The sequence below is a fragment of the Caulobacter sp. GW821-FHT05F04 genome, from assembly GCF_059419665.1.
On record NZ_JBWKSF010000005.1, the window covers coordinates 315,226 to 341,360 of the forward strand.

Sequence of the window (26,135 nt, forward strand, 5' to 3'; positions counted from 1 at the left end):
CTCCCTTGGGAAGTCAAGCCCACGCCGCTTGCCCACGCGCACGCGGCTCTACTATACCCGCTGCTCTCGACCGCCGTGCTCATTCGCGCGGCGATCCGCCTGGAAGGTTTTCGAACGCATGCTCGCCGGTTTCCGCTCCTTCGCCAAATCGCCGTTCGCGGTGCTGCTGTTTGGCTTGCTGATCGTCAGCTTCGCCATTTTCGGCATCAGCGACGTCTTCAAGGGCCCCAAGGGCTCGGGCGTGATCAGCGCGGGATCGCGCACCCTGTCCGCCCAGGACTTCAAGCTGCGCTTCGACAATTATCGCAAGGGCATGGAGCAGCGCAGCGGCCAGGCCTTGACGCCTGACCAGGCCGTCGAGCAAGGCATCGACCGCCAGATCGTCCAGGAACTGGCCCTGCAGGAATCGATCGCCGCGGCCATCCAGGGCATGGGCGTGAAGCCGTCCGACAAGCTGGTCGGCGACATCGTGCACCAGCAGATGAGCCAGCTGCCGCCCAGCCAGCGTCCGTTCAACCCGATCACCGGCAAGTTCGACCCGCAGATGTATGCCGGCCTCCTGGCCCAGAACAACCTGACGCCGGCGAACTACGAAGCCTCGCTGCGTGACGAGATCGCCAACGCCCACTTCTTTTCGGCGGTCGCCGGCGGCCTGAAGGCCCCGCGCATCTACGCCGCTTTGCAGGGCGCCTATGTGCTGGAAGAGCGCGACGTCGCCGCCTTCGCCGTGAACCCGGCCTCGGTCACGCGTCCGGCCCCGCCGACCGACGCCCAGCTGACCGCCTTCATGAAGGAGAACGCCGAGCGCCTAACGCGTCCGGAAACCCGCGTGCTGTCGATCATGCGCGTCAGCGCCAAGGCCCTGGAGCCGACCGTCGCCATCGACCCCGCCGCCGTGCAGAAGGCCTACGACTTCCGCAAGGACAGCCTGGCCAAGCCCGAGACCCGCACCATCATCCAGATCGTCGCCCCGGACGCCAAGGCCGCCGCCACGATTTCGCAGCGCCTGACCAAGGGCGAGGACCCGGTCGCCGTCGCCAAGACGTTCGGCAAGACCCCCCTCGTCCTGACCGACAAGCCCAAGACCGCCGTTCCGGACCGCAAGGTCGCCGACGCCGCGTTCAGCCTGGCCGCCGGTCAGGTCAGCGGCCCCATCACGGGCGAACTCGGTGTCTCGGTCATCAAGATCGTCAAGGTCACGCCGGGCTCGACCGCCTCGCTGGAGAGCGTGCGTCCGCAGATCGAGGCCGAGGTCCGCGCCCAGACCGCCCAGACCAAGGCCTACGAGCAGACCCAGACCTATCAGGACGCGCATGACGGCGGCGCCGATCTGGTCGCCGCGGCCAGCAAGGCCGGCGCCCTGGTGCTGACGACCGCGCCGGTCACCGCGCAAGGCGCGGACGAGACCGGCCAGCCGGTCGCCGGCCTGACGCCAGACATCGTCAAGACCGCCTTCGGCCTGTCGCAAGGCGGGGAAAGCGATCTGATCGAGGCCGGCAAGGGCGAATACTACGCCGTGAAGGTGGAGAAGGTGATCCCGGCCGCCATGCCGCCGCTGGCCGAGATCAAGCCGCAGCTGACCGCCGTGTGGATGGGTCAGGAAATGAGCAAGCGCCTGAAGGCCAAGGCCGACGAACTGGTCGCTCGCGTCAAGAAGGGCGAGTCGATCGAGGCTGTCGCCGCTTCGGTGCAGTCCAAGGTCCAGCAGGTCCCGGGCCTGTCGCGCCAGAACGCCCAGCAGCACATGGGCCTGGGCCGCGAGTTCCTGGGCGCCGCCTTCCAGGCCAAGAAGAACGAGGCCTTCGCCACCCGCGCCGGTCCGCAGGGCGAGGCCTATGTCGTCGCCAAGCTGGAAGCCATCCGCTCGGCCCCGACCGCCGCCATCGCCCAGATCACCGCCATGGCCGGCGCCCAGGCGGGCGAGGGCCTGATGCGCGACCTCGGCGAAGCCGCGCGCAACGCCGCCAAGGTCCAGCTGAAGACCAAGAGCAACCTGACCCTGGCGCGCCAGGCCATCGGCGTCGACACCGAAGCCCTGGCCAAGGCCGAAGCCGCCAAGTCTGGAAAGAAAGCCGAGTAATGAGTCTGGAGCCCGCGTTCGACGCCTTTTCGGAAATCTACGATTCCGGACGGCAGCAGGTCGTCTGGACCCGCCTGATCGATGATCTCGAGACGCCGGTCTCGGCCTATCTGAAGATCGCCCAGGCGCGTCCCTACAGCTTTCTGTTCGAAAGCGTCGAAGGCGGGGCCTGGCGCGGTCGCTACTCGATCGTGACCATGAACCCGGACCTGGTGTGGCGCTGCCGCGGCGACCAGGCCGAGATCGCCGAGGGCGACGACATCGCCGCCGGCCGCTACACGCCCCAGCCCGGCGGCGCGCTGGACAGCCTGCGCGACCTGGTGGCCCAGGCGCGGATGGAGCTGCCCAAGGGCCTGCCGCCCATGGCCGCCGGCGTGTTCGGGGCCCTGGGCTACGATTTGGTGCGCCTGGTCGAACGTCTGCCCGATATCAATGAAGACACGCTGGGCCTGCCGGACGGGATCATGACCCGGCCGTCGATCGTCGCCGTCTTCGACGCCATCGCCCAGGAGATCATCCTGACCACGGCCGTCCGCCCGCAAGCCGGTGTCTCGGCCCAGGACGCCTATGCCGCCGCCCGCTCGCGGATCGAGACGGTGATGGCCGACCTGCGTCGTCCGCTGGCCCACGACGCGCCCCGCGCGCCGCGCGGTCCGATGGACTTCACGACGCCGGTCAGCCGCGCCGACTACGCCGACGTGGTCGCCAAGGCCAAGGACTACATCGCCGCCGGCGACATCTTCCAAGTCGTGGCCAGCCACCGCTTCCGCGCGCCCTTCGACCTGCCGCCGTTCGCCCTGTACCGTTCGCTGCGCCGGACCAATCCGTCGCCGTTTCTGTTCTTCCTGAACCTGGACGGCTTCAACCTGGTCGGCTCCAGCCCCGAGATCCTGGTTCGCCTGCGCGACAACAAGATCACCATCCGGCCGATCGCCGGCACCCGTCCGCGCGGCGCCACGCCCGAGGAAGACGCGGCGCTCGAAGCCGAACTGCTGGCCGATCCCAAGGAACGCGCCGAGCACCTGATGTTGCTGGATCTCGGCCGCAACGACGTGGGCCGCGTGGCCATGCTCAACCACCAGGGCCGCAATACCCCGGCTGAGCGTCCCAAGGGCCCGAACGTCCGCGTGACCGAGAGCTTCAAGATCGAGCGCTACAGCCACGTCATGCACATCGTCTCGAACGTCGAGGGCACGGCGCCCGATGGCGTCGATCCAGTCGACGTACTGATGGCCGCCCTGCCCGCCGGCACGCTCTCGGGCGCTCCGAAGGTTCGGGCCATGGAGATCATCGACGAGCTGGAAGTCGAAAAGCGCGGCATCGGCTATGCCGGCGCCGTGGGCTATTTCGGCGCCGATGGCTCGGTCGACACCTGCATCGTGCTGCGCACGGCGCTGGTCAAGGACGGCATGATGTACGTCCAGGCCGGCGGCGGCATCGTCGCCGACAGCGACCCGGACGCCGAGTATGACGAGACCCTGCACAAGTCCCGCGCCCTCAAGCGCGCGGCCGAGGAAGCCTGGCGATTCAGCTGAGCCTTAGGGCTGACTTCTTCCCTTTGGACTAAGGACCGCCGAGCCGGTCGTCCGGGAGATGCTGAGTGACCGCCGGCGGCGCCAGCACCATCACCGTGGCGAAGGCCAGCGCGCAGATCGCGGCGAAAGCCGCGGCGGCCAGAACCGGCCCCATCTTCTGGACACGGTTCTTCCGCCGCAACAACGCGCGAACATAGGCGACGGCGACAGGGTCCAGGGCGGAATCACGCGGGTCCATCGCCATATGATGCTTGAAGACCGCAACCGCTGTAACCGTAACTGAAAGCCGCGCGCGAAATTGCCGCTACACTTCGGCTCCGCCCGCGCCACAGCCATTTTGGATGGCATCCAAAATGGCTGCGCCTTCAAGAAACCTGGAGCGCGTTAGTGCGGCGAAACCGCTTACACTTTCGCCTAACGCGCTCTAGAACCGACCTCCGAAAGGCGGCGTCATGATCCTCGTCATCGATAACTACGACAGCTTCACCTACAACCTCGTTCACTATCTGAACGAGCTGGGCGCCGAGACGGTCGTCTACCGCAACGACGCGCTGACGGTGCAGGAGGCCCTGGGCCTGAAGCCCGACGCGGTGCTGCTGTCGCCCGGCCCCAAGGCCCCGGACCAGGCCGGCATCTGCCTGCCGCTGCTGCGCGCCGCGCCGGCCGACCTGCCGATCCTGGGCGTCTGCCTCGGCCACCAGGCCATTGGCCAGGCCTATGGCGGCGAGGTGATCCGCGCCAAGCAGGTCATGCACGGCAAGGTCAGCAAGGTGCGCCACGACGACAAGGGCATCTTCAAGGGCCTGCCGAACCCGTTCACCGCCACCCGGTATCACAGCCTGGCCGTCCGCAAGGAGGACCTGCCGCCCGAGTTGGAGGTCACCGCCTGGACCGACGACGGCGAGATCATGGGCGTCCAGCACAAGACCCGGCCCGTGTTCGGCGTCCAGTTCCACCCGGAATCGATCGCCACCGAGGGCGGCCATCAGATGCTGGCCAATTTCATGGACCTGGCGGGCGTCAAGCGCGACGCGGCGGTCTGGGTCTAGGACGGTCAACATGTCCGATGCATTCAAGCCGCTGTTGGCCAAGCTGGCCGACGGCCAGACCCTGGGCGAGGAGGACGCCGAGGTGTTCTTCGCCGCCTGCCTGCGCGGCGAACCGACGCCGGCCCAGGTCGCCGCCGCCGTCACCGCCATGCGCCTGCGCGGCGAGACCGTGGGCGAGATCGCCGCCAGCGCCCGCGCCATGCGCCGCGCGGCCGTCCAGCTGGAGCATCCCTACGACGTCATCGATGTCTGCGGCACCGGCGGCGACGGCCTGCACACCCTGAACATCTCCACCGCCGTCGGCTTCGTGGCCGCGGGCGGCGGCCTCAAGGTCGCCAAGCACGGCAACCGCGCCATCACCTCCAAGTCCGGCACGGCCGACGTCCTGACCGCCCTGGGCGTCAATATCGACGCCACGCGCGAGCAGCAGCGGCGGGCCCTGGACGAGGCCGGCATCTGCTTCCTGTTCGCCCAGGCCCATCACGGGGCGATGAAGCATGTCTCGCCGATCCGCCAGCAGCTGGGCTTCCGCACCATCTTCAACCTGCTGGGCCCGCTGACCAATCCGGCCGGCGCCAAGCGGCAGGTGGTCGGCGTCTCGGCGCCGCGCTTCGTCGAGCCGATCGCCAAGGCCCTGGGAGCCCTGGGCGCTGAGCGCGCCTGGTCGGTGCATGGCGCGGGCATGGACGAGTTGACCACCACGGGCGAGACCGAGGTCGCCGAATGGCGGGACGGCCGCATCCATCTCTTCAAGATCACGCCCGAGGCCGTCGGCCTTCCGCGCGCCTCGCTGTCGGACATCACCGGCGGCGATCCCGCGTTCAACGCCGCCGCGCTCACCCGCCTGCTCGACGGCGAGAAGGGGCCCTATCGCGACATCGTGCTGCTGAACGCCGCCGCCGCCTTCCTGGTCGCCGACAAGGTCGAGACCCTGGTCGAGGGCATCGAACTGGCCGCCAACGTCATCGACGAAGGCCGCGCCAAGGCGGCCCTCGCCGGCCTGGTGGCCGCAACGAACACGGAAGCCGCCGCATGACCGACATCCTCGCCAAGATCGCCGCCTACAAGCGCGACGAGGTCACCGACCGCAAGCGCCGTCGCACCCAGGCCGCCCTGGACTCCGCCGCCCGCAACGCCTCGTCGCCGCGCGGCTTCAAGCGGGCGCTCGCTCAGGGCCACGCGCCCGGCAAGCTGTCGCTGATCGCCGAGATCAAGAAGGCCTCGCCCTCCAAGGGCCTGATCCGGGCCGACTTCGATCCGCCGGCCCTGGCCCGCAACTACGAGGCCGGCGGCGCGGCCTGCCTGTCGGTGCTGACCGACGGACCCAGCTTCCAGGGCGCCGACGCCTATCTGATCGATGCTCGCGCGGCGACCGCCCTGCCCTGCATCCGCAAGGATTTCCTGGTGGACCCCTGGCAGGTGTCCGAGAGCCGCGCCCTCGGCGCCGACGCCATCCTGGTCATCCTGGCGATGATCGACGACGTGCTGGCCGCCGAGCTGATGGCCGAGGCCAGGCGTCTGGGCATGGACGCCCTGGTGGAGGTCCACGACGAGGCGGAGATGGCCCGCGCCGGCGCCCTGGGCTCGGACCTGGTGGGGATCAATAACCGCGACCTGAAAAGCTTCGTCGTCGACCTGGCCGTCACCGAGCGGCTGTCGGCGCAGGCGCCGAGGGACGCCCTGCTGGTCACCGAAAGCGGCATCTTCACCCACGACGACGTGGTGCGGATGGAGGCCACCGGCGCCAAGGCCATGCTGGTCGGCGAAAGCCTGATGCGTCAGGCCGACGTCACGGCCGCCACGCGCGCTCTGCTCGGCTAAAGGATCGGGTACGCGCCATCTGGCGTTTTCGGCCTCGTCCGCTCACAGTCGCCTCAACAAGAAAGCCGCCGCGCCGCGACGCCGGCGACGCCACGCGAGGAAGCGCGAATGCATTGGGTCGCCCGCGTGGTGAATTGGTCCCTCGTCGCCTTTTTCAAGCGCGAGGGCTGGACGATCGAAGGCTCGGCGCCGACGACGACCCGCAAGTTCGTGATCATCGCCGCCCCGCACACCAGCAACTGGGACTTCGTCTATTTCCTGGGCGCGGCTGACGCCCTGAACTTGAAGCTGAGCTTCATGGGCAAGGCCTCGCTGTTCCGCTGGCCGTTCGAGACGCTGATGAAGGACCTTGGCGGCGTGTCGATCGACCGCTCCCAGTCACGCGATACGGTCCAGGCCATGGTCGACGAGTTCGCCCGCCGCGACGAATTCATGCTGACGATCGCGCCCGAGGGCACACGCGGCAAGGCGGGCGGCTGGAAAACAGGCTTCTACAACATCGCCCTGAAGGCCGGCGTGCCGATGGTGCCCGGCTTCATGGACTACAAGCGCAAGGTGGTGGGCCTGGGTCCGGCGATGATCCCCAGCGGCGACTATGAGAAGGACCTGGCGACGCTGGCGGCGTTCTATGCGCCCGTCACGCCCAAGCACCCGGAACTGAAGACCGTCCCCTAGGGTGGATCAACGGCCGGGTTGGCTGAAGCCTGGTCGCTCGCTAGGGTCCGCGCCGCTCTTTCGTTGAAAGGAATCGGATGCGGGCCCTTCTCTCCAAGCTGCGGCGCGCCCTCTCGCCAACGCCAACACCGCCGCCGTCCGACGCCGTGGCCGCCCCACAGGGGCTATGGCACCTCGTCGGCGCGGCCGACGCCGACTTCATCCGCGTGGGCCAGCAGTTCAAGGAACTGTTCGTCGCCGCCGGCCTGCAGCCGCATCACGCCATCCTCGATGTCGGCTGCGGCATCGGCCGCGCCGCCGCCCCGCTGGTCGACTATCTGGATGAGTCGGGCCGCTATGCCGGCTTCGACGTGATGGCCGAGGCCATCGACTGGTGCAAAGCCAACATCGCCGTCGGCGACCCGCGCTTCGAATTCACCCACGCCGACATGCATAGCGACCGGTACAATCCGGGCGGCTCGCAGCCGGCCAGCGCCTTCGTCTTTCCCTATCCTGACGCCAGCTTCGACTATGTCTGGCTGGGTTCGGTGTTCACCCACCTGCTGGCCGCCGACCAGGCCCAGTTCGCGCGCGAGATCGCCCGGGTGCTCAAGCCCGGCGGGACCAGCATAGTCTCCTGGTATCTGATCGACGAGGAGGCGCGCGCCAACACGGGCGGCGGCGAGATCGCCTTCGACTTCGTCCATGCCCTGGACGGTTGCTGGACCGCGACGCCGGACCTGCCGGAGGCGGTGATCGGCTATGACCTGGAGCCGATCCTGGCGCAGTACGAGGCTCTCAACCTCGACGTCCTGAACCAGGCCCTCGGCGTCTGGCGCCGTCAGCCGATGCAGGACCAGGACATCATCATCGCCCGCAAGCGCCCCTGAAAGCTTTCGTTAAGCTTTTGATTCTGGTCGCCTTTTCGACAGCATCAGGCTCTAGCCCTTGAATTTCCTGGACTTTTGGCCTGCGGCAACGCTCGACTTGACTTTGAGGCGGAACGCCTAGAGAACATTCGCGAGGTTTGCGGTTTGTTCCGCGTTCCAGCCGAGGTCGACATGCTCACCCGCAAGCAGCACGAACTGCTGATGTTCATCCACGAGCGGATCAAGGAGACCGGCGTCTCCCCGTCCTTCGACGAGATGAAGGAGGCCCTGGACCTGGCGTCCAAGTCGGGCATCCACCGGCTCATCACGGCCCTGGAAGAACGCGGCTTCATTCGCCGTCTCGCTCACCGGGCCCGCGCGCTGGAAGTGGTGAAGCTGCCGCAGCAGGCCACGACGGCCGCCCCGCCCAAGGGGCGAGGCGCCTTCCGGCCGCAGGTGTTCGAAGGCGGCGGCGCGCCGTCGTCGGCCTCCGTATCCGCCGCGCCGGCCAATGACAGCCGCGAACTGCCGATCCTGGGCAAGATCGCCGCCGGCACGCCGATCGACGCCATCCAGCACGAGCGCGAACGTCTGCCGGTGCCCGAATCCATGTTGGGCAATGGCGAGCACTATGTTCTCGAGGTGCAAGGCGACTCGATGATCGAGGCCGGCATCCTCGACGGCGACTACGTGATCATCAAGAAAGGCGACACCGCCACCTCGGGCGAGATCGTCGTCGCCCTGGTCGGCGAGGAAGCCACCCTCAAGCGCCTGCGCAAGAAGGGCGGCTCGATCGCCCTGGAGGCCGCCAACCCCAAGTACGAGACCCGCATCTTCGGTCCCGACCAGGTCGAGGTGCAGGGCAAGCTGGTGGGGCTGATCCGCCGGTATCACTAGGCGCTTCGGAGCGCTTGAAATTCGGCCCCGATCTTCATCCGAGGATCGGGGTCCTTTCGTATCGGGTGACGCTTACAGCCGCCCCTCCTCCGCCAGCCGCTTGGCGACGGCGTCGAACCCGGCCCAGGCCGCCGCGGCCAGCGCCCCGCCCGTGCTGACCCGGCGCACGCCCAGCGCGCCGAGGCTCTCGACGGACATCTCAGGCCCCCAGAACAGCACATTGACCGGCTTGGGCGCCACGGCCTGGACGATCGCCCGGATCTCTTCCGGATCGGTCACCGCAGGCGCGTAGAGACAGTCGGCCCCCGCCTCCGCGTAGGCCTTGAGCCGCTCCAGGGTTGGAGCGAGGTCGCGGTTTCCGCGCAGATAGCCTTCGGTGCGGCCGACCAGGATCACGTCCTGGCCCGAGGCGTCGATCGCCGCGCGGGCCGCCTTCAGACGTTCGACGGCGACCGGCAGGTCGTAGAGCGCCGAGCCCGACCAGTCCTCGATCGACAGGCCCGCGACGCCGGCCTCGATGGCCAGGGTCACGCTCTCGCCGACGCCCTCGGGCGTGTCGGCGAAGCCGTTCTCGAAGTCGGCGTTCACCGGCAGGTCGGTGGCGGCGCACAACATGCGCAGGTGATCGATGACCTCATCGCGGGTGATCTGGCCATCGTCCTTGCCCATCGCCCAGGCCATGCCGGCGCTGGTCGAGGCCAGGGCCTTGAAGCCGAGCTTTTCCAGACGCTTGGCGCCGCCGACATCCCACGGATTGGGCAGGGCGAAGCAGCCGTCGGCGTGCAGGGCGCGGAAGGCGGCGCGGCGGGCGACGAAAGGGTTCGACATGACAGTCCTCCGGCGGATTGCGTCCCGCGCTCCGACAAGGCTTAACGGGCGCTGGTGACATCGGCTGTCAGCAGGCGGCTCCCCGCTGGACGACTCCACGGCCGGTCGCCGCGCAGGGGCTGAGCCCAGACGATGCGCCAGCCATCGGGCCGGCGATAGAGCTCCGCGGCCCCGCCCCGCGCGAAATCCTCGGCGGTCAGCAGCACGGTGTCGGCGCACAATGGCGGCATGCGCGCCGGGGCCGGGGCGCGGATCACCACGACCTCGCTGCGCACGCAGAGACCCGCCAGCGTCTCGGCGTCGGGAGTCTTGCGGCTCCACGCCAGCGACAGCCGTACGGGCGCGCCCGGCTCCGGCGCGCAGATCCGTTTGTCGCAGCCATAGAGGCTCCAGGTCGCCGGGGTCAGGCCACGCCGTCGCGCCCACAGTTCCGCTCCGAACCGCTTGGCGTCGGTGCGCAACAGCACGGCCGCGTCGCCCGAGCGGACGGCGGCGGTCGCCCCGTCGGCGGCGATCCAAGCGTCCGGCGCGGCGGGCCTGGGCCACAGGGCCACCGCCAGGGCCAGGGGCGCGCCGATCCAGCGCAACCGCCCCCGCCAGAGGCACAGGATCATCAGGCCCAGGAAGGCGACCACCAGCACCTGCGGCGGCGCGCTGGCCACGATCCGCTGGGCGCCATGAGCGTCGGCGAAGCCGCTGGCGATCCCGACCATGCCGTCTATCCCCCAACCGGCCAGGACCAGGAACGGCGCGCCCAGGCCGAACGGCTCCAGCAGCGTCCCGACCGCCAGGAACGGCATGATCACGAACGACGACAGCGGCGCGACCGCCAGATTGGCCGGCAGGCCCCAGACGGCGACGCGATTGAAGTGCTGCATGGCGAAGGGCGCGGTAGCCAGGCCCGCCACCAGGCTCGCGGCGACCGAGGCCGCCAGCCAGGTCAGTCCCGCCTGCGGCCAGCGGATCCACCACGGCGTCGAGATCTCCTTCACCGGCCGAGGCCAGCTTTCGGCCAGGGCCACCAGGGCGGCGGTGGCGGCGAACGACATCTGAAAGCCGGGTTCGCCGGCTGTTTCGGGTTTCATGGCGAGGATCAGCAGCGCCGCGACCGCCAGGCCGTGCAGAGTGATGGCGCGGCGGTCAAACAGAATGGCCAGGAAGGCGACGCTCGCCGTGATCGCCGAGCGCTCAGCTGGCGGCGGCGCGCCGGAGATGACCAGGTAGCCCAGCACGGCGGCGAGGCCGGCGATGGCGGCGATCTTCTTGCCCGGCGCCCGTAAGGCCAGCCACGGCCAGGCGGCGACGCCCAGCCGCACGGCGCCGAACACGAAGCCGCCGACGATGGCCATGTGCAGGCCCGAGATGGAGAGGATATGCGCCAGGCCCGAGGCGCGCATGGCCTCGGTCTGATCCTCGGTGATCCAGGCCTCGTGGCCGGTGACCATGGCCGCGCCGATGCCGCCGCTGCTGGGGCCCATCCGCGCCAGGATCCGCTGGGCCAGGCTCCAGCGGAAGGCGTTGACCGCCATGGTCAGGCGCAACCTCAAGGGGGGCGGATCGAGCCGCGTCGTCCCCAGGCCGCCGATCACGAAGCCGACGCCGCCGATCGAGTCGAACCAGGCGTCGCGACCGAAATCGTAGGACCCCGGCGCGGCCGGCGGCGGCGGCGGTCCCAGCATGGCGCGCAGGTGCACGGCCTGGCCCGGCGCCGGCGTCTGGTTCTCGCCGATCGTCACCCGGATCCGGCGCGGTGTCCGTTCGGGCGGCAGGCCCGAGACCGTCACCGGCGCGATCAGCAGGCGCGGCCCGCCCGCGCCAGGACTGACTACATCGACCACGAAGCCGTCCACCCGTCGCACGACCCGCTCGCCCGCCATCAGCGGCGCGGCTACGCGATCGTTGCGGATCTTGGCGGCGAGACCGCCCGCCGCTCCGAACGCGGCCAGGCTGGCCAGCACGACAAGGCCACGCGGGGCGTTCCAGCGCTGGCAGACCCACCAGATCGCCGCCAGTGATCCGGTCGCCAAGACCAGCATCCAGAGCGAGGGTTCAGCGCCAACCTCCAGGTAGGCCGCCGCGCCGAGACCGAACGCCACCGGCGTCCAAAGAAACGCCCGATCCAGATTGACTCGCCCTTCCGTCAGCAGCGCGGCTTTCACGGCGGACCATGACAAGCGGGGCGCGGACGCCGACGGCGCCGTCTCGGCCGCTTCAACGCCTAACATCCGGAAACCCTTGTGCTTTTGACGGATGAGCCAAGTTCGCCGCGACGCGGAAAACCGCTAGGTCCGGCACGAAGCGGCGTGCTAAGACGCGCCGCCCAAGCCGCCTTGCGGTTCGTGCTCGTCAACGCCATTTCGGCGTCCAGCCCCACAGTTTTGAAGCCCATGTCGAACCCCACCTCCACCGGCCCCGTTTCGACGGGCGTCGTCACGCGCTTCGCCCCCTCGCCCACCGGCTTCCTGCATATCGGCGGCGCTCGCACGGCGCTGTTCAACTGGTTATATGCACGCCATACGGGAGGGAAGTTCCTTGTTCGCGTCGAGGACACTGATCGCGAACGCTCGACCGAGGCCGCCGTCGCGGCGATCTTCGAGGGCCTGAACTGGCTGGGCCTGGAATCGGACGAAGAGGTCATCTTCCAGCACACCCGCGCCCCGCGTCACGTCGAGGTGGTCCATGAACTCCTCGCCAAGGGCCGCGCCTATCGCTGCTGGATGACCGTCGAGGAACTGGAAGTCGCCCGCGAGAAGGCCCGCGCCGAAGGCAAGGCCATCCGCTCGCCGTGGCGCGATGCGCCCGAAGGCGACCTGTCGGTCCCGCACGTGATCCGCTTCAAGGGCCCGCTGGACGGCGAAACCGTCGTCAACGACCTCGTGAAGGGTCCGGTGACGTTCAAGAACATCGAACTGGACGATCTCGTTCTGCTGCGCGCTGACGGCGCGCCGACCTACAACCTGGCCGTGGTGGTCGACGACCACGACATGGGGGTCACCCACGTGATCCGCGGCGACGACCACCTGAACAACGCCGCCCGCCAGAGCCTGATCTACCAGGCGATGGACTGGGACGTGCCGGCCTTCGCCCACATCCCGCTGATCCACGGCCCGGACGGCGCCAAGCTCAGCAAGCGCCACGGCGCCCAGGCGGTCGGCGAGTTCGCCGACCTCGGCTACATCCCCGAAGGCATGCGCAACTACCTGGCGCGCCTGGGCTGGGGCCATGGCGACGACGAGGTGTTCAACGACGAACAGGCGATCGCCTGGTTCGACGTCGCCGACGTGGTCAAGGCGCCAGCGCGCCTGGACTGGGCCAAGCTGAACCACATCAACGCCCAGCACCTGCGCAAGGCCGACGACGCGCGCCTGACGGACCTGGCGCTGGACGCCGCCCAGAAGCGCGGCGAGCCCCTGCCCGCCGATGCCCGCGAGCGCATCGCCCGCACGGTTCCGGAAGTGAAAGAAGGGGCCAAGACCATCCTGGAGCTGGTCGACCACTGTGCGTTCGCACTGAAGACTCGGCCGTTCGCGCTGGAAGAGAAAACCCAAAAGCAGCTGACCGAAGAAACCGTCGAGCGCCTCAAGCGTCTGCGCGATCAGCTGGCCGCCGCCCCAGCCTTCGACGCGGCGACGCTGGAAACCGTGTTGAAAACGTTCGCGGAATCCGAAGGCGTCGGCTTTGGCAAGTTCGGTCCGGCCCTGCGCGGGATTCTGACCGGCGGCGCCCAGGCCCCCGATCTGAACAAGACCATGGCCGCGCTCTCGCGCGAAGAGAGTTTGGGGCGCCTTGACGACGCCCTGGCGCCGCGCGCATGAGGCGCTATAACGCACCTGCGAAAACGAAAGTTGGACTGCTCGTTCCAATTTATGAAGGGGTCTAAGTATGACCGATAAAGCCACGCTGACGATCGGCGACAAGAGCTACGACCTGCCGATCCTCAAGGGCAGCACGGGTCCGGACGTCCTCGACATCCGGAAAGTCTACGCTGAAAGCGACCACTTCACGTTCGATCCGGGCTTCACCTCGACCGCGTCGTGCGAGAGCAAGATCACCTATATCGACGGCGACGCCGGCGTTCTGCTGCACCGCGGTTATCCGATCGACCAGCTGGCCGAGAAGTCCTCGTTCCTCGAGGTCTGCCATCTGCTGCTGAACGGCGAACTGCCGAGCGCCGCTGAGTTCGCGCAGTTCGAAAAGAACATCACCTACCACACGATGCTGCACGCGCAGTTCGATGCCTTCTTCCAAGGCTTCCGCCGCGACGCCCACCCGATGGCCGTTATGACCGGCGCCGTCGGCGCTCTGTCGGCCTTCTACGCCGACAGCATCAATGTCGACGACGCTCGTGAGCGCGAGATCAGCGCCCATCGCCTGATCGCCAAGATGCCGACGATCGCCGCCCGCGCCTACAAGTACACGGTCGGACAGCCGTTCGTGTCGCCGCGCAACGACCTGTCCTACTCGGAAAACTTCCTGCGCATGTGCTTCGCCGTGCCGGCCGAGGACTGGAAGCCGAACCCGGTGCTGACCCGCGCCATGGACCGGATCTTCATCCTGCACGCCGACCACGAGCAGAACGCCTCGACCTCGACCGTCCGCCTGGCCGGTTCGTCGGGCGCGCACCCGTTCGCCTGCATCGCCGCCGGCATCGCCTGCCTGTGGGGCCCGTCGCACGGCGGCGCCAACCAGGAAGCGCTGGAGATGCTGGAAACCATCGGTTCGGTCGAGAACATCCCGGACTACGTCCAGGGCGTGAAGGACCGCAAGTACAAGCTGATGGGCTTCGGCCACCGCGTGTACAAGAACTTCGACCCGCGCGCGAAGGTCATGCAGAAGACCGCCCACGAAGTGCTGGCGGAACTGGGCCACAACAACGACCCGTTGCTGCAGGTCGCCCAGGAACTGGAAAAGGTCGCCCTGAGCGATCCGTACTTCATCGACCGCAAGCTGTACCCGAACATCGACTTCTATTCGGGCATCACCCTGCGCGCGATGGGCTTCCCGACCAACATGTTCACCGTGCTGTTCGCCCTGGCCCGCACCGTCGGCTGGATCAGCCAGTGGAAGGAAATGTTCGAGGACCCCACCCGCAAGATCGGTCGTCCGCGCCAGCTCTATACGGGCGCCACGCAACGCGACTACGTGCCGGTTGAGAAGCGCTAGGCGCTTCGCCTTCGGAACAACGGATCAGGCCCCGCTTCGGCGGGGCCTTTTTCGTTTCTAGCGCTTGAGAAGGAAGCTCAGGACCTCGGCCACGGCGCGGTACAGCGCTTCGGGAATCTCCTCGTCGATTTCCAGGGTCGAGAGGGCCTGGGCCAGGACGGGGTCTTCCTCGATCGGCACGCCGTGCTCGCGGGCCGTCTCGATGATCTTCTCGCCCAACCAACCCTGGCCCGAGGCCACGACCTTGGGCGCGTTGGTGTCTTCGTAGAGCAGCGCGACGGCGATGCGCGGTCGCGCCGAGGGCCCGGTGATTCCGCTCATGAGGCCTGGTCCACGAAATGGCCCAGCGGACTGGCGGCGCCCGGACTGGGCGGCGCGCCGGAATGGACGGCGACTTCGGGCGACAACTCGGCCCGGCGCAAGGCCGCGCCCAGGCTCTCCTCGCCAGCGCGAAGGCGCGCGATGGTCTCGGCCCTCTCGGCCCACAGCGATACGCGCGTGTGCGAACCGGTCAGGGTGATCAGGGCGTGGACGGGCCCCAGCGGCTCGAGGTCGAGCGAGAAGCGGGCCTTGTAGGTGCGCTCCGCCGGACCGAAGACGCCACCGCCAGAGCCGCCGCCGTCATGGCTGATCTCGAACTGGGCGACGGCCAGGCCCTGTGGCGTCATGAACGGCAGGTCGAGGTTCAGGCGGCCGGCCTGCTGCGGACGAGCCTCGGCGGCTTCGGGTTCGTGCGGCTCGGGCAGAGAGGCGATCTGCATCAGGTCCTGCCGGGCCAGGGCGCCGTTGGTCCCCTTCAGCAGACGGCGCACGAGGTCGGCGGGCGCCTGGTCTATGGGCATTTCAGGCGCGGCCGGCTTCTGCCCGGCCATCGGGCCGCCGGCATAGGGCGGCGGCGGGACCTTGGAGCGCCCAGAGTCGGCCGGCGCCGCGCCGTAGCCCCGCGGCGTCAAGGCGCGTGGCTCAGCCGGCGGTCCGGCGATCGGGCCCTCGGCGAGGGCCTCCTCGGCGATCAGGCCTAGCTGAACCAGCGCCGACATCGCGGCGCGAACCGGCGTCTGGACGGGCGCCGAGGACTTGGGCGGGGCCACGAAAGCGCCGAAGCGCGCCGCCAGACCGTCGTCCTCCGGCGGAGGCAAAGGCGCCTTGGCGGTCGCCGGGAGAGTCTCGGGTGCGGCCTCGTGGACCTCGGCGGCCTGGGGCGACGTCGGCGCGACCTTCGGATCGGGCTGGACGATCACGCTCGTCACGGGAGTGTTCGGAGCGGCCGGCCGTTGCGCCGTCGCGGGGACAGATGGAGCCGCGCGAGGCGGTTCGGTCGCAGGCGCCTCCAGCTCTTCGCCAGCGGCGGACGTCGAGACCGGCTCCATACTTGGCGCGTCCGACACCCGCGGCGGAGCCTTGGCCAGCCAGGCCGACAGCGCGCCGCGGAACACCAGCAACGCGGCCTTCATGTCGTTGACCTCGGGAACACGGGGCGCGCCATCCTGAACTGGCGTCACGGCCGCGCGGGCCATTCGGGCCTCCAGGAAGACCCCGGACCGCTCGATGGCCTGGCGCAGGCCCTGAGGCGTGGCGATCTCGGCGGCCGACGGAGCCCTGGCCAGCAACGCCCTGCCCGCCTCGCGCACCTCGGTCGGCATGTCGGGACGACCGACCACGGCGCGGACATTGGCCATCAGCGGCGCTATCCCCGTCTGACGCGGCACCGCCTCGGCGGCGGCGGTGCGCACGGCGCGGACCAGGCGTGTCTCGGGCTTGGCCGGGGTAGCCTGTTGCAGCGCCGACGGAACGGCCTTGGCGCCCGGCGCGTCGCCGGCATGGCCGGCGTCCTGGGTCGCGGCCTGCCCAGCCTGCTCGACGGGACCACCGGCATGGGCCTGGGTAGCGGGAGGACGGCCGACGATCTCGCCCAGCTGAGCGGTGGAATTGGCAAGCGCCTGGCGCGCCATCGCCTGCAACGTCGCGACAGAATCGGCCGCCGTTCCAGCCGCGGGGGCTGGAAGGATCGGGGTCACGGGCGTGGTCGGGTCGATGGCCACGACAACGGCTCCACGGCGACAGTTATGGGGATCTTAGCCCCCGGGTGTAAATCGCTGGTTAACCTTCAAAGTATGAACTCAAGGCGTCTCGCCTTCAGGGCGAGTCTAGTTTCGGCGTGTGAGGTGCGTTCTGGATACGCGGTGGCTGAGCATCGTCGAGCATCGCCGCCGCGATCTGCTGTCCATCGTGCCGATGACCCTGCTGGCCGCCGCCGGGAGCTGCGCGTGGCTCGATGCCTCGATCTGCGTCGTCTGGCTGGGGGCCGCCCTGGCGCTGGTCGCCGCCAGCCAGCTGCTCTGCCGGTTCATCGCCAAGCATGGCCAGGCCGCGCCGGTCCTTGAGACCGTGCTGGCGGCCTTCACCCTGGTCTACACCTTCATCTATGCCAGCCTGCCGTCGGCCCTGGTGCTGCTGAGCGAGCGCGCGTCGGTGCTGGCCGGCGGCGCGATGATGGCCGCCATCGCGCTGAGCTGCACGGCCGAGTTCGTGATCTCCCGCCGGATCGGCCTGGCCGCCCTGGCCGCCGTGGTGCTGCAAGTGCTGCTGATCACGGTTCTGACCCTCCCGTCGACCGGCCCCGTCCAGCTGGCGCTCTCCCTGGTCGCGGTGCTCTGCTTCTTCGCCTACGTGCTGCGCTATGCCCTGCATCGCGAAGCGACGGTCCGGCAGATGGCCGAAGCCACCGCGCTGGCCCAGGCCCGCGAGGCAGAGGCGGCCAGCGCCAACCGCGCCAAGACCGCCTTCCTGGCGACCATGAGCCACGAGATCCGCACGCCGCTGAACGGCATCCTGGGCATGGCGCAGGTGATGCAGGCCGACGAACTTTCGCCGGCCCAGCGCGAGCGCCTGGGCGTAGTCCGCCAATCGGGCAAGGCCCTGACCGCGATCCTCAACGATCTGCTGGACCTGGCCCGCATCGAGTCGGGCCAACTGGAGCTGCGGCTCGAGCCGTTCGACCTGCGCGACCTGCTGGTCGGCTGCGGCCAGACCTTCGCCGCCCTGGCTCTGGGCAAGGGGTTGAGCCACGATCTGTCCATCTCCCCGACCGCCGAGGGCGCCTATCTGGGCGACGCCGCCCGGCTGCGACAGATCCTGCACAACCTGCTGTCCAACGCCGTGAAGTTCACTGAGGCTGGCGGCGTGTCCATCGTGGCTGACTACGTGGCCGGCCGGCTGGAACTGACTGTCGCCGACACCGGTCCCGGCGTCGCCGCCGACGCGCAGGAGCGCCTGTTCGACCGCTTCGTGCTGCTGGACGACATCGCCACCCGTCGCCACGGCGGCGCGGGCCTGGGGCTGGCTATCAGCCGCGAACTGGCCCGGCGCATGGACGGCGACGTCACCCTGTTCAGCCGCCTGGGCGAAGGCAGCGCCTTCACGGTCATCCTGCCGCTGACGAAGGTCGCCACGCTCGCGCACGCCGAGGACGAGGCCGCGCCCGACGCCGCGCCGGGACTGCGCATCCTGGCCGCCGAGGACAATCCGACCAACCAGCTGGTTCTGCGCTCAGTGCTGAGCCAGGCCGGTGTCGAGCCCCTCATCGTCGACGACGGCGCCAAGGCCCTGGCCGCGTGGCGCGACGAACCCTGGGACGCGGTGCTGATGGACATCCACATGCCGGTCATGGACGGCTTGACGGCGCTGAAGGAGATCCGACGCCTGGAAGCCGAGGAAGGCCGTCCGCGCACGCCGGTGATCGCCCTGACGGCCAACGCCATGCGCCACCAGATAGAACTGCTGATCGAGGCGGGTATGGACGACCACGTCAGCAAGCCGATCGACGTCGCCAAGCTGCTGGGCGCGCTCGACCGAGCGGTTTCAGGCCGCAACCAGGCCCCTCGCCTTCAGGAAGTCGATTAAGGCGTCGGCAGCGGCTTCCGACGGGTCGGGCATGCCGCGGCCCATCTTGTCCAGCGCGGCGCTCTGCTCGGCGGACTGCTCGGCGCGCAACGCCGGATCGTCCAGCAACCGCGAGACTTCGCGGGCCAGGCCCTCACCTTCGCAGGCGTCCTGCAGCAGTTCGGGCGCGATCTCCCGGTCGGCGGCGATGTTGAACAGCGTGACCCAGCGCGGCTTCATCAAGCGCTTGAGGATGGCGTAGGTCAGGGGCGCGATCTTGTAGCCGACCACCATCGGCCGGCCGGCCAGGGCCAGCTCGGTCGTCACCGTGCCGCTGCAGGCCAGGGCGACGTCGGCGGCGACGAAGGCGTCGTCCTTCTGCTGCTCGTCCTCGATCACGTGCGCCCGGAACGGCCAGCCGGCGATACGAGCCTTCACGGCCTCGGCCACCGTGTAGGCGGCGGGGACGACGATCTCGAGCTCAGGCCGCTCGGCCTTCAGAAGGCGCACGGCGTCCTCGAAGGCCGGCAGCACGCGCTCGATCTCGGACGGACGACTGCCGGGCAGCACGAGGAGGATCTGATCGGAGGCCGAGACGCCGATCGCCGCGCGCAATCTCGCGCCGTCGGCATGGTCGAAGCGCTTGGCCAGGGCCGAGTTGCCGACGAAGACGCTGGGCAGGTCCACGGCGTCGAAATACGGCTTGTCCATCGGCTGGATCGACAACAGCAGGTCGACGGCCTTGGCCAGGCTTCGGGCGCGGCCGGCGCGATAGGCCCAGACCTGCGGCGCGACGTACTTCACCAGCGGCAACCTGGGATCCAGCTTCCGCAGAGCATGGGCCAGGCGAATGTTGAAGCCCCAGCTGTCGATCAGGATGGCGACGTCGGGCTTTTCGCGGGCCGCCAGGGCCACGGTGTCCTTCAGGCGGGCCTTGACCGTCGGATAGGCCTTCAGCCCCTCCACGATGCCCAGGATCGACAGCTGGGCGATATCGAAGGGGCTGTCGACCCCCTGCTCGGCCATCTTGGCTCCGCCGACGCCGACGAACGCGACCTTGTCGCCCAGCCGCGCCCGCAACGCCTTGGCTAAACTGGCGCCCAAGGCGTCGCCCGAGGCCTCGGCGGCGACCAGCATGACCTTCAGCATCAAGTCCGCTCCTGCGGATCAACCCCCAGCACGAAGAGGCCCAGATCGTCGGCGCAGGCCGTCACGGCCTCGCGGTCGACCACCAGCAGACCGCCGGCCTCGCCGACCACGCCCGCCAGGCCCGCGCGGGCGGCGCGCTGGATAGTGGCGACGCCAATGGTCGGCAGATCGACCTTGGTCTCCTGGATCGGCTTGGGCGCCTTGGCCAGCACGCCGCGCGGACGCTCGGCCGAGCCACGGATCGCCTGAGGCAGCTCGGCTACCCGGCGCAGCATGGCGTCGGTGCCCTCTTGGGCCTCGACGGCCAGGACCAGGCCGTTGCAGACCACGGCGCCCTGGCCCACGTCCAGTCGGCCGATCTCGCGCGCCACCAGCAGGGCCTTGTCGATATCGGCCATGTGCTCGTCGCGCGGATAGAACTTGCCCAGGCGGCCGCGCGGCAAGGTCATCTCGCCGACCACCTCGTGCGCCCCCTCGATCTCGAAACCTTCCTTCTCGAACTCGTCCAGCACCCGGCGCAGCAAGGCGTCATCGCCTTGGCGCGCCGCCTTGATCAGGCTGGGCACGATCAGCAGGCCGCGCGCATCCGGCATCAGGGCGGCGAAGTCCGGGCGCTTCACGTCGCCGGCGAAGCAGACGACCTCGCAGCCCTCGGCCCGCAGCGCCTTGAACGCCTTGCCGAACTCGCCGATGCCGACCTCGGCGCCAGGATAGCGCGCCAAGGCCGGGTCGGCGAAGCCGCGCAGGCGCATCACCGCGAAGGCGCGGCCGGCGGCCTCGCAATGGGCCGCCAGTTCGACGGGCAACGCCCCGCCGCCGGCGATCAGACCGAGCTTGCGCATCACCCGACCCTAGACCTCGCGCTCGGGCAGGCAGAGCGGGCGGTTGGCGTCGGCGCGGATGAAGTCGACAATCTCCATCACCTCCGGGATCGCCGCATGGGTTTCGGCCACGTCCTCGAGACGCTCCTGGAAGGTGCCTTCGTCGGCGAACATCAGGCGATAGGCCGCGCGCAGAGCATTGATCGTCTCGCGCGAGAAGCCGCGGCGTTTGAGGCCGACCAGGTTCAGGCCCTCGAGATGGGCATGGTTGCCCCAGACCGAGCCGTACGGAATGACGTCCTTTGTCACGGCGGCCAGGCCGCCGATGAAGCTGTAGCGGCCAATGCGCGAAAACTGGTGCGCGGCGGCCAGGCCGCCCATGAACACGTAGTCGCCGATCGCCACGTGACCGCCCAGGGTCGCGCCCTTGGCCAGCACCACGAAATCGCCGACCGAACAGTCGTGAGCGACATGCGAGCCGACCATGTAGAGGCCGTCCGAACCGATCGTCGTCACGCCCTTACCCGACGCGGTGCCCGTATGCATGGTCACGTGCTCGCGGATGATATTGCGTGGCCCGATCAGCAGTTCAGTACGCTCGCCCTTATGGCCCAGATGCTGCGGCGGGCCGCCCAGATTGGCGAACGGATGCACGACGCAAGCCTCGCCGATCGTCGTCGCGCCCTCCACCACGACGTGCGACAACAGCCGCACACCTGCTTCCAGCGTCACGTCGGGGCCGACGATGCTATAGGGTCCGATCTCGACATCCGCGGCGATCTTGGCCTCGGGCGCGATGATGGCGGTGGGATGGATGGTCATGCCTTGGGTCCCGTCTCGACCACCATGGCGGCGAACTCGGCCTCGGCGGCCACCTTGTCGCCGACCTTGGCCACGCCCTTGAACTTGAAGATCGATGAGCGCGCGCGCACCACCTCGACCTCCATCCGGATCACGTCGCCGGGACGCACAGGATTGCGGAAGCGCACGCCGTCGATCGACATGAAGAAGATGGTCTTGCCCTCGGTGTCGACCTCGAGCGTCTTGCTCATCAACACCGCGCCCGTCTGGGCCAGGGCCTCGATGATCAGCACGCCGGGCATCACCGGGTTGCCCGGGAAGTGGCCCTGGAAGAACGGCTCGTTGATCGTCACGCACTTGATGCCGACGATCGACTGGCCGGGCCTGTAGTCCTCGGCGCGGTCGACCAGCAGGAACGGATAGCGGTGCGGGATGCGCGCCAGGATCTCCGCGATGTCGATGTCGGTCCGCACCGTTTGCTCGGTGTTCTCGCTCATGGTCTGCCCCTCGTCCCTCGACCGCCCGCCATGCGCGACAGCCATGCGGTCTCCCGAAGCCACCGCTTGAGCGGCCGCGCCGGAAATCCCGTCCAAGTTTCGCCTTCCGGCACGTCTTTGAACACCGAGGCGGCCGCCCCGATGCTCGCGCCCGAGCCGATGTTCAAATGGTCGGCGACGCCGGCCTTGCCACCGAAGGCGACACCGTCGCCGACGATCGTGCTGCCCGACAGCCCGGTATAGGCCGCCAGCACGCAATTGCGTCCTACACGGACGTTGTGCGCGACATGCACCAGGTTGTCGATCTTGGTGTTCTCGCCGATCGTGGTGTCGGCGAAGGCGCCCCGGTCGACGCAGCTGTTGGCGCCGATCGTGACGTCGTCCTGGATCACCACCCGGCCCAGCTGGGGCATGTCGACCATGCCGCGCGGCCCGACAGCGGCCCCGAAGCCCGCCTCGCCCAGCACCGCGCCGGCCGAGACCGACACCCGGTCGCCCAGCAGCGCGAAACCGATCACGGCATTGGGGCCGATCACGCAGTCACGCCCGATCAGCACGCCCGGACCGATGACGGCCCCAGGGCCGATCCTCGTGCCGCGCCCAATTCTCGCCCCCTGCCCGATCGTCACGTTGGGCGCCAGCAGGACGCCATCCTCCAGCTCCGCTTCCGGATGAAGGGCGGCGGCGGAGGGATCGTGACGGCGCGGCGCGTGAAGACGGCCCACGGCCGCGGCCCAGGCCGCCTGTGGGTGCCTGGTGATCAGCGCGGCGCAGGTCTCGGGAAGAAGATCGCCGTGCTCGGGACGCACGAAACACGCCCCGGCCAGGGTGGACCCGGCGGCGTCCCTGCGCTTGGCGTCGGAGAAGAAGGCGACGCTCTGCGCGTCAGCGCTATCCAGCGGCGCGGCGCGGGCGATGGCCCGGTCGCCCAGGGCGGCGTCCGCCAGTTCGGCGGCGCCGGCCCGGGCCAACTCGGAAAGCGATGCCGGACCCAGGTTGTCGAAGAAACGGGGGTCCGGCATGGCTCCTCACGAATAAGTTCCCCTAGGTAATCCTAAAGGAGACGATTCGCTTACTTATTGGTCGGTTGCAGGGCCGCGGCGCCCGGAGCGCCTTGGTCCAGACGTTCGCGATCGAAGGTCAGGGTCTTGATGCGCGCGTCGAGAGCGGCGACCACGGCGCCGGTGATGTCCATCGCCGGGTTGGCCAGCATCACCGATTCGCGATCGAACAGGATGCTGCACTTCTGGGCCTGATAGACCTGACGGATCGGCGTATCCATCTCCTGATAGACGCGCTGCAGCGCCTTCTGCTCGGTGGTTTCCACTTCCTTCTGGCGCAGTTGGCCCTTGCGCTGCCAGGCGTTGGCCTTGACCTGCAGAGCGGCGGCCTGCTGCTCCAGGGCGTCCTGGGCCAGGGTGGCCTTCTTGGCGTCGAGAGCCTTGGCTTCGTTGTCGAGACCCGTGCGCTCGGCGGTCAGCTCGGCGTTCACCTGCTGGATGATGGTCTTCAGGCGGGCGTCGACCGCCTTACCCACCAGCGAGTTGCCGACGGCGCCCTGGCTCGAGAAGATGCAGACGCCCGGCAGAGCCGGGCCGTGCGTGACAGCCGGAGCCGCGGGAGCGGCGGCCGGAGCCGTCTGGGCCGAGGCGCTGGTCGCGAGGGCGAGAGCGACGACGCTGGACGCGGCCGCGGACAGGAACTTGGACATGTTTATTGGAACCTTGTGGAGGTGGAGAACCGGAAGGTTTCGGTTCGATCGTAGTCTTCCTTGGCCAAAATGCGGCTGATATCGAATCGGATGGGACCCATGGGGGACTTCCAGTCGATCGAGATACCCGCCGTCGCACGCAGGCCGAGGTTATCCTTGATGAACGGATCGAAGATGCCAGGCGACTTCTGACGATCCACATCATCCAGCAGACCCGCCGTACCCACGTCGCTGAACAGGGCGGCCTTGATGCCGTACTGCTCGGGCAGGAAGGTCGGGATGGTCAGCTCGAAGGTGCTGATCGCGTAAAGCTTGGCGCCCATCGAGTTGTTGGTGCTCGAGATGTCGCGCGGACCGATACCGGCGATCTCGAAGCCGCGGAACGAGGTGCCGCCGCGATAGAAGCGATCGTTGATGCGGACATTGTCGCCGCCCCAGCCCTCGATATAGCCGAACGAGCCCGTGGCGCTGAACACCAGGTCCTTGGTGAAGCCCCAGTACCAGCCGGCGTCGGCTTCGGTCTTGAGGTACTTCACGTCGCCGCCGATGCCGGCCAGGTCCTGGTTCAGGTCGGCGAACCAGCCGCGGGTCGGGTTGATCGGGTCGTTGCGCTTGTCGATGCGCAGGCCATAGCCGATCAGCGAGGTGATGTAGGCGCCGCGCTGCAGGCAGAGGATCTGCGAGACCGAGCCGCTGGTGCAGAGGCTGTCGGCCACGCTGACGTCGTCCTGACGGATCGTGTAGCGCAGGCTCATCGACGAGTCGTTGGTCAGCGGGAAGCCGAAGCGGATGTCGCCGCCGACCGACTTGGTATCGTAGGCCGCGTAGTCCGACAGGTTGTAGCGGAAGGTGTACAGGTTGACGCCCGCCACCAGGTTGCGACCGGCGAACCGCGGCTCGCTGAAGCCGAAGTCGATCTGCTGGCGCAGCGAACCGACCGAGGCGCGGGCCCGCAGGTTCTGGCCGCGGCCACGGAAGTTGCGTTCCGTGATGCCGACGTCGAGCACCAGCTTGTCGACCGAGCTGTAGCCGGCGCTGAACGACAGTTCGCCCGTCGGCTGCTCCTCGACCTTCACCTTCAGGCTGGTGCGGTCCGGAGCCGAACCGGGGGTGTCCTCGATGTCGACTTCCTTGAAGAAGCCCAGGCGGCGGATGTTGTTCTTCGAGCGGTCGACCAGCACGCGGTTGTAGGCGTCGCCCTCGGCCACCTCCAGCTCGCGGCGCAGGACGTAGTCCAGCGTGCGGGTGTTGCCGACGATGTCGATGCGATCGACATAGACGCGCGGGCCTTCACGGACCGAGAACACCACGTCGACGGTCTTGGTCTCGCGATTGGGCACGTAGCGCGGACGCACGTCCACGAAGGCGAAGCCGGCCGCGCCCGCCGCGAAGGTCAGGGCGTCGGTGGCCTGCTCGATGCGTTCGTCCTCGTACAGCTGGCCGGCGCGGATCGGCAGGATCTGCGCCAGCAGGTTGCCGTCCAGCTTCTTCAGTTCGGTTTCGACGGTGACCTTGCCGAACTTGTACTTCGGGCCTTCGTCGAGGGTGTAGGTGACGGCGAAGCCGTTCTTGTCGGGCGCCAGCTCGGCCACCGACGAGACGACGCGGAAGTCGAAGAAGCCGCGGTTGCGGTAGTGCTTGCGCAGTTGCTCGCGGTCGTACTCGATCCGGTCGGGGTCGTAGTTGTCGTTGCTGGTCAGGATCTTGTACCAGCGGCTTTCCTTGGTCACGACCACGTCGCGCAGGTCGTTGTCCGAATACTCGCTGTTGCCCAGGAAGTTGATCCCCAGCACGCCGCTCTTGGGGCCTTCGCTGATTTCAAAGACCAGGTCGACGCGCTTCTGCGGCAGTTCCACCACCTTGGGCGTCACGGTCGCCGAGATGCGGCCCGAACGGCGATACAGTTCGATGATACGCTGGACGTCGGCCTGCACCTTGGCGCGGGTGAAGATGCCGCGCGGGCGGATCTGCACTTCGTCCTTCAGCTTGTCTTCCTTCAGGGACGAGTTCCCCTCGAAGACCACCTGGTTGATGATCGGGTTCTCGACGACCTTCACCACGAGGTCGCCGCCCTGCATCTCGATCTTCACGTCGGCGAACAGGTCGGTGCGGGCCAGGGTCTTCAGCGCCAGGTCGAGGCGCTGGGAATCGACCGTGTCGCCCGGCTGGATCGGCAGATAGGACAGAACCGTGCCCTGCTCGATGCGTTCGTTGCCCTGAACGACGATGCGCTGGACCACGCCGGTCTGAGCGGCCTGGGCGAAAGCCTGTTGCGGAGCCACCAGGGCCGTCGAGCCGAGGAGCAGCGCCATACCCGTGGCGAACGCGGCGCTTTGGGCGCGAAGTTTGTTCATGGGACCAATCATGGACGAAGAGCG

The 26,135-nt window shown here is 68.6% G+C and carries 23 protein-coding genes; 11 read left to right on the top strand and 12 right to left on the bottom strand.

From position 1 onward, the window contains the following. Window positions 1-118 precede the first annotated feature (118 nt). Both AC07R7_RS15775 and trpE read left to right on the top strand, forming a co-directional pair. The gene (locus tag AC07R7_RS15775; protein WP_492838531.1) at window positions 119-2,080 is read left to right on the top strand and encodes a peptidyl-prolyl cis-trans isomerase; all 1,962 of its coding nucleotides are present in this window, start codon (window positions 119-121) and stop codon (window positions 2,078-2,080) included. Next, window positions 2,080-3,615, top strand: coding sequence for an anthranilate synthase component I (gene trpE, locus AC07R7_RS15780; protein ID WP_494635823.1), 1,536 nt, complete (start codon window positions 2,080-2,082; stop codon window positions 3,613-3,615). The genes AC07R7_RS15775 and trpE overlap by 1 nt, the downstream gene beginning before the upstream one ends. A gap of 28 nt (window positions 3,616-3,643) precedes the next feature. Here the strand turns inward: trpE and AC07R7_RS15785 are convergent, their stop codons facing one another. After that, window positions 3,644-3,853 (bottom strand): hypothetical protein, encoded by a 210-nt coding sequence (locus AC07R7_RS15785; RefSeq protein WP_492885510.1) that lies wholly within the window; start codon window positions 3,851-3,853, stop codon window positions 3,644-3,646. A 214-nt stretch (window positions 3,854-4,067) separates the two neighbouring features. Here AC07R7_RS15785 and AC07R7_RS15790 point away from each other — a divergent pair, with 214 nt between their 5' ends. The 6 genes from AC07R7_RS15790 (at window position 4,068) to lexA (ending at window position 8,905) form a co-directional block, all read left to right on the top strand. After that, entirely contained in the window at window positions 4,068-4,664 is a 597-nt protein-coding gene (locus AC07R7_RS15790) for an anthranilate synthase component II (protein WP_492838533.1), read from the top strand. Between the two features lie 10 nt (window positions 4,665-4,674). Beyond that, window positions 4,675-5,700, top strand: a complete 1,026-nt coding sequence (trpD, locus tag AC07R7_RS15795) for an anthranilate phosphoribosyltransferase (RefSeq protein WP_494635824.1) — start codon at window positions 4,675-4,677, stop codon at window positions 5,698-5,700. Then, window positions 5,697-6,485 carry an indole-3-glycerol phosphate synthase TrpC gene (gene trpC / locus AC07R7_RS15800; protein WP_494635825.1) on the top strand — a complete coding sequence of 263 codons (789 nt, stop codon included), beginning with the start codon at window positions 5,697-5,699 and terminating at the stop codon, window positions 6,483-6,485. The genes trpD and trpC overlap by 4 nt, the downstream gene beginning before the upstream one ends. 108 nt (window positions 6,486-6,593) lie before the next feature. Beyond that, entirely contained in the window at window positions 6,594-7,160 is a 567-nt protein-coding gene (locus AC07R7_RS15805; RefSeq protein ID WP_494635826.1) for a lysophospholipid acyltransferase family protein, read from the top strand. A 77-nt stretch (window positions 7,161-7,237) separates the two neighbouring features. Next, on the top strand, window positions 7,238-8,029 hold the full coding sequence (locus AC07R7_RS15810) for a class I SAM-dependent methyltransferase (protein WP_494635827.1): 792 nt from the start codon (window positions 7,238-7,240) through the stop codon (window positions 8,027-8,029). A 171-nt stretch (window positions 8,030-8,200) separates the two neighbouring features. After that, a complete protein-coding gene (lexA, locus tag AC07R7_RS15815) occupies window positions 8,201-8,905 on the top strand; it encodes a transcriptional repressor LexA (protein ID WP_492838538.1) in 705 nt (234 codons plus the stop codon). 72 nt (window positions 8,906-8,977) lie between these two features. Here lexA and AC07R7_RS15820 read toward each other — a convergent pair whose 3' ends face one another. Beyond that, complete coding sequence (locus AC07R7_RS15820; protein ID WP_494635828.1) at window positions 8,978-9,733, bottom strand: isocitrate lyase/PEP mutase family protein; 756 nt, start codon at window positions 9,731-9,733, stop codon at window positions 8,978-8,980. A gap of 41 nt (window positions 9,734-9,774) precedes the next feature. Then, window positions 9,775-11,958, bottom strand: coding sequence for a ComEC/Rec2 family competence protein (locus AC07R7_RS15825; RefSeq protein ID WP_494635829.1), 2,184 nt, complete (start codon window positions 11,956-11,958; stop codon window positions 9,775-9,777). Between the two features lie 162 nt (window positions 11,959-12,120). On the opposite strand from AC07R7_RS15825, the gene gltX reads away from it, so the two are divergent. Then, window positions 12,121-13,548 carry a glutamate--tRNA ligase gene (gene gltX, locus AC07R7_RS15830; RefSeq protein ID WP_494635830.1) on the top strand — a complete coding sequence of 476 codons (1,428 nt, stop codon included), beginning with the start codon at window positions 12,121-12,123 and terminating at the stop codon, window positions 13,546-13,548. Window positions 13,549-13,615: 67 nt separating this feature from the next. Further along, window positions 13,616-14,896 (top strand): citrate synthase, encoded by a 1,281-nt coding sequence (gene gltA / locus AC07R7_RS15835; RefSeq protein ID WP_494635831.1) that lies wholly within the window; start codon window positions 13,616-13,618, stop codon window positions 14,894-14,896. Between the two features lie 57 nt (window positions 14,897-14,953). Here the strand turns inward: gltA and AC07R7_RS15840 are convergent, their stop codons facing one another. Both AC07R7_RS15840 and fliK read right to left on the bottom strand, forming a co-directional pair. Continuing rightward, the gene (locus AC07R7_RS15840; protein ID WP_494635832.1) at window positions 14,954-15,217 is read right to left on the bottom strand and encodes an EscU/YscU/HrcU family type III secretion system export apparatus switch protein; all 264 of its coding nucleotides are present in this window, start codon (window positions 15,215-15,217) and stop codon (window positions 14,954-14,956) included. After that, window positions 15,214-16,938: a flagellar hook-length control protein FliK gene (fliK, locus tag AC07R7_RS15845; protein WP_494635833.1), complete on the bottom strand. Its 1,725-nt coding sequence runs from the start codon at window positions 16,936-16,938 to the stop codon at window positions 15,214-15,216. The genes AC07R7_RS15840 and fliK overlap by 4 nt, the downstream gene beginning before the upstream one ends. 118 nt (window positions 16,939-17,056) lie before the next feature. Between fliK and AC07R7_RS15850 the strand changes: the two genes are divergently transcribed. After that, window positions 17,057-18,799, top strand: a complete 1,743-nt coding sequence (locus AC07R7_RS15850; RefSeq protein ID WP_494635834.1) for an ATP-binding protein — start codon at window positions 17,057-17,059, stop codon at window positions 18,797-18,799. On the opposite strand, the gene lpxB is transcribed toward AC07R7_RS15850, so the two are convergent. From lpxB to bamA, 7 genes are read right to left on the bottom strand one after another with little or no spacing between them, the layout of a single operon-like run. After that, window positions 18,758-19,927, bottom strand: a complete 1,170-nt coding sequence (gene lpxB / locus AC07R7_RS15855) for a lipid-A-disaccharide synthase (protein WP_494635835.1) — start codon at window positions 19,925-19,927, stop codon at window positions 18,758-18,760. The genes AC07R7_RS15850 and lpxB overlap by 42 nt on opposite strands. After that, on the bottom strand, window positions 19,927-20,769 hold the full coding sequence (gene lpxI / locus AC07R7_RS15860) for a UDP-2,3-diacylglucosamine diphosphatase (protein ID WP_492838546.1): 843 nt from the start codon (window positions 20,767-20,769) through the stop codon (window positions 19,927-19,929). The genes lpxB and lpxI overlap by 1 nt, the downstream gene beginning before the upstream one ends. A gap of 9 nt (window positions 20,770-20,778) precedes the next feature. After that, window positions 20,779-21,570: an acyl-ACP--UDP-N-acetylglucosamine O-acyltransferase gene (gene lpxA, locus AC07R7_RS15865; protein ID WP_492885057.1), complete on the bottom strand. Its 792-nt coding sequence runs from the start codon at window positions 21,568-21,570 to the stop codon at window positions 20,779-20,781. Next, complete coding sequence (gene fabZ, locus AC07R7_RS15870; RefSeq protein ID WP_492838548.1) at window positions 21,567-22,046, bottom strand: 3-hydroxyacyl-ACP dehydratase FabZ; 480 nt, start codon at window positions 22,044-22,046, stop codon at window positions 21,567-21,569. The genes lpxA and fabZ overlap by 4 nt, the downstream gene beginning before the upstream one ends. Further along, window positions 22,043-23,068: a UDP-3-O-(3-hydroxymyristoyl)glucosamine N-acyltransferase gene (gene lpxD / locus AC07R7_RS15875; RefSeq protein ID WP_492885055.1), complete on the bottom strand. Its 1,026-nt coding sequence runs from the start codon at window positions 23,066-23,068 to the stop codon at window positions 22,043-22,045. The genes fabZ and lpxD overlap by 4 nt, the downstream gene beginning before the upstream one ends. Window positions 23,069-23,118: 50 nt before the next feature. Beyond that, window positions 23,119-23,757: an OmpH family outer membrane protein gene (locus AC07R7_RS15880; RefSeq protein ID WP_492885053.1), complete on the bottom strand. Its 639-nt coding sequence runs from the start codon at window positions 23,755-23,757 to the stop codon at window positions 23,119-23,121. 2 nt (window positions 23,758-23,759) lie between these two features. Further along, the gene (bamA, locus tag AC07R7_RS15885; RefSeq protein WP_492885052.1) at window positions 23,760-26,123 is read right to left on the bottom strand and encodes an outer membrane protein assembly factor BamA; all 2,364 of its coding nucleotides are present in this window, start codon (window positions 26,121-26,123) and stop codon (window positions 23,760-23,762) included. Window positions 26,124-26,135 lie beyond the last annotated feature (12 nt).

Coding starts and splice junctions, on each gene's coding strand:
- lpxI (WP_492838546.1), bottom strand. CDS start 20,769: ATGCGCAAGCTCGGTCTGATCGCCGGCGGCGGGGCGTTGCCCGTCGAA.
- trpD (WP_494635824.1), top strand. CDS start 4,675: ATGTCCGATGCATTCAAGCCGCTGTTGGCCAAGCTGGCCGACGGCCAG.
- AC07R7_RS15840 (WP_494635832.1), bottom strand. CDS start 15,217: ATGAGCGGAATCACCGGGCCCTCGGCGCGACCGCGCATCGCCGTCGCG.
- bamA (WP_492885052.1), bottom strand. CDS start 26,123: ATGATTGGTCCCATGAACAAACTTCGCGCCCAAAGCGCCGCGTTCGCC.
- AC07R7_RS15775 (WP_492838531.1), top strand. CDS start 119: ATGCTCGCCGGTTTCCGCTCCTTCGCCAAATCGCCGTTCGCGGTGCTG.
- lpxD (WP_492885055.1), bottom strand. CDS start 23,068: ATGCCGGACCCCCGTTTCTTCGACAACCTGGGTCCGGCATCGCTTTCC.
- trpE (WP_494635823.1), top strand. CDS start 2,080: ATGAGTCTGGAGCCCGCGTTCGACGCCTTTTCGGAAATCTACGATTCC.
- trpC (WP_494635825.1), top strand. CDS start 5,697: ATGACCGACATCCTCGCCAAGATCGCCGCCTACAAGCGCGACGAGGTC.
- gltA (WP_494635831.1), top strand. CDS start 13,616: ATGACCGATAAAGCCACGCTGACGATCGGCGACAAGAGCTACGACCTG.
- fabZ (WP_492838548.1), bottom strand. CDS start 22,046: ATGAGCGAGAACACCGAGCAAACGGTGCGGACCGACATCGACATCGCG.
- lpxA (WP_492885057.1), bottom strand. CDS start 21,570: ATGACCATCCATCCCACCGCCATCATCGCGCCCGAGGCCAAGATCGCC.
- lexA (WP_492838538.1), top strand. CDS start 8,201: ATGCTCACCCGCAAGCAGCACGAACTGCTGATGTTCATCCACGAGCGG.
- AC07R7_RS15825 (WP_494635829.1), bottom strand. CDS start 11,958: ATGTTAGGCGTTGAAGCGGCCGAGACGGCGCCGTCGGCGTCCGCGCCC.
- AC07R7_RS15810 (WP_494635827.1), top strand. CDS start 7,238: ATGCGGGCCCTTCTCTCCAAGCTGCGGCGCGCCCTCTCGCCAACGCCA.
- AC07R7_RS15805 (WP_494635826.1), top strand. CDS start 6,594: ATGCATTGGGTCGCCCGCGTGGTGAATTGGTCCCTCGTCGCCTTTTTC.
- AC07R7_RS15790 (WP_492838533.1), top strand. CDS start 4,068: ATGATCCTCGTCATCGATAACTACGACAGCTTCACCTACAACCTCGTT.
- AC07R7_RS15880 (WP_492885053.1), bottom strand. CDS start 23,757: ATGTCCAAGTTCCTGTCCGCGGCCGCGTCCAGCGTCGTCGCTCTCGCC.
- lpxB (WP_494635835.1), bottom strand. CDS start 19,927: ATGCTGAAGGTCATGCTGGTCGCCGCCGAGGCCTCGGGCGACGCCTTG.
- gltX (WP_494635830.1), top strand. CDS start 12,121: ATGTCGAACCCCACCTCCACCGGCCCCGTTTCGACGGGCGTCGTCACG.
- AC07R7_RS15820 (WP_494635828.1), bottom strand. CDS start 9,733: ATGTCGAACCCTTTCGTCGCCCGCCGCGCCGCCTTCCGCGCCCTGCAC.
- AC07R7_RS15785 (WP_492885510.1), bottom strand. CDS start 3,853: ATGGACCCGCGTGATTCCGCCCTGGACCCTGTCGCCGTCGCCTATGTT.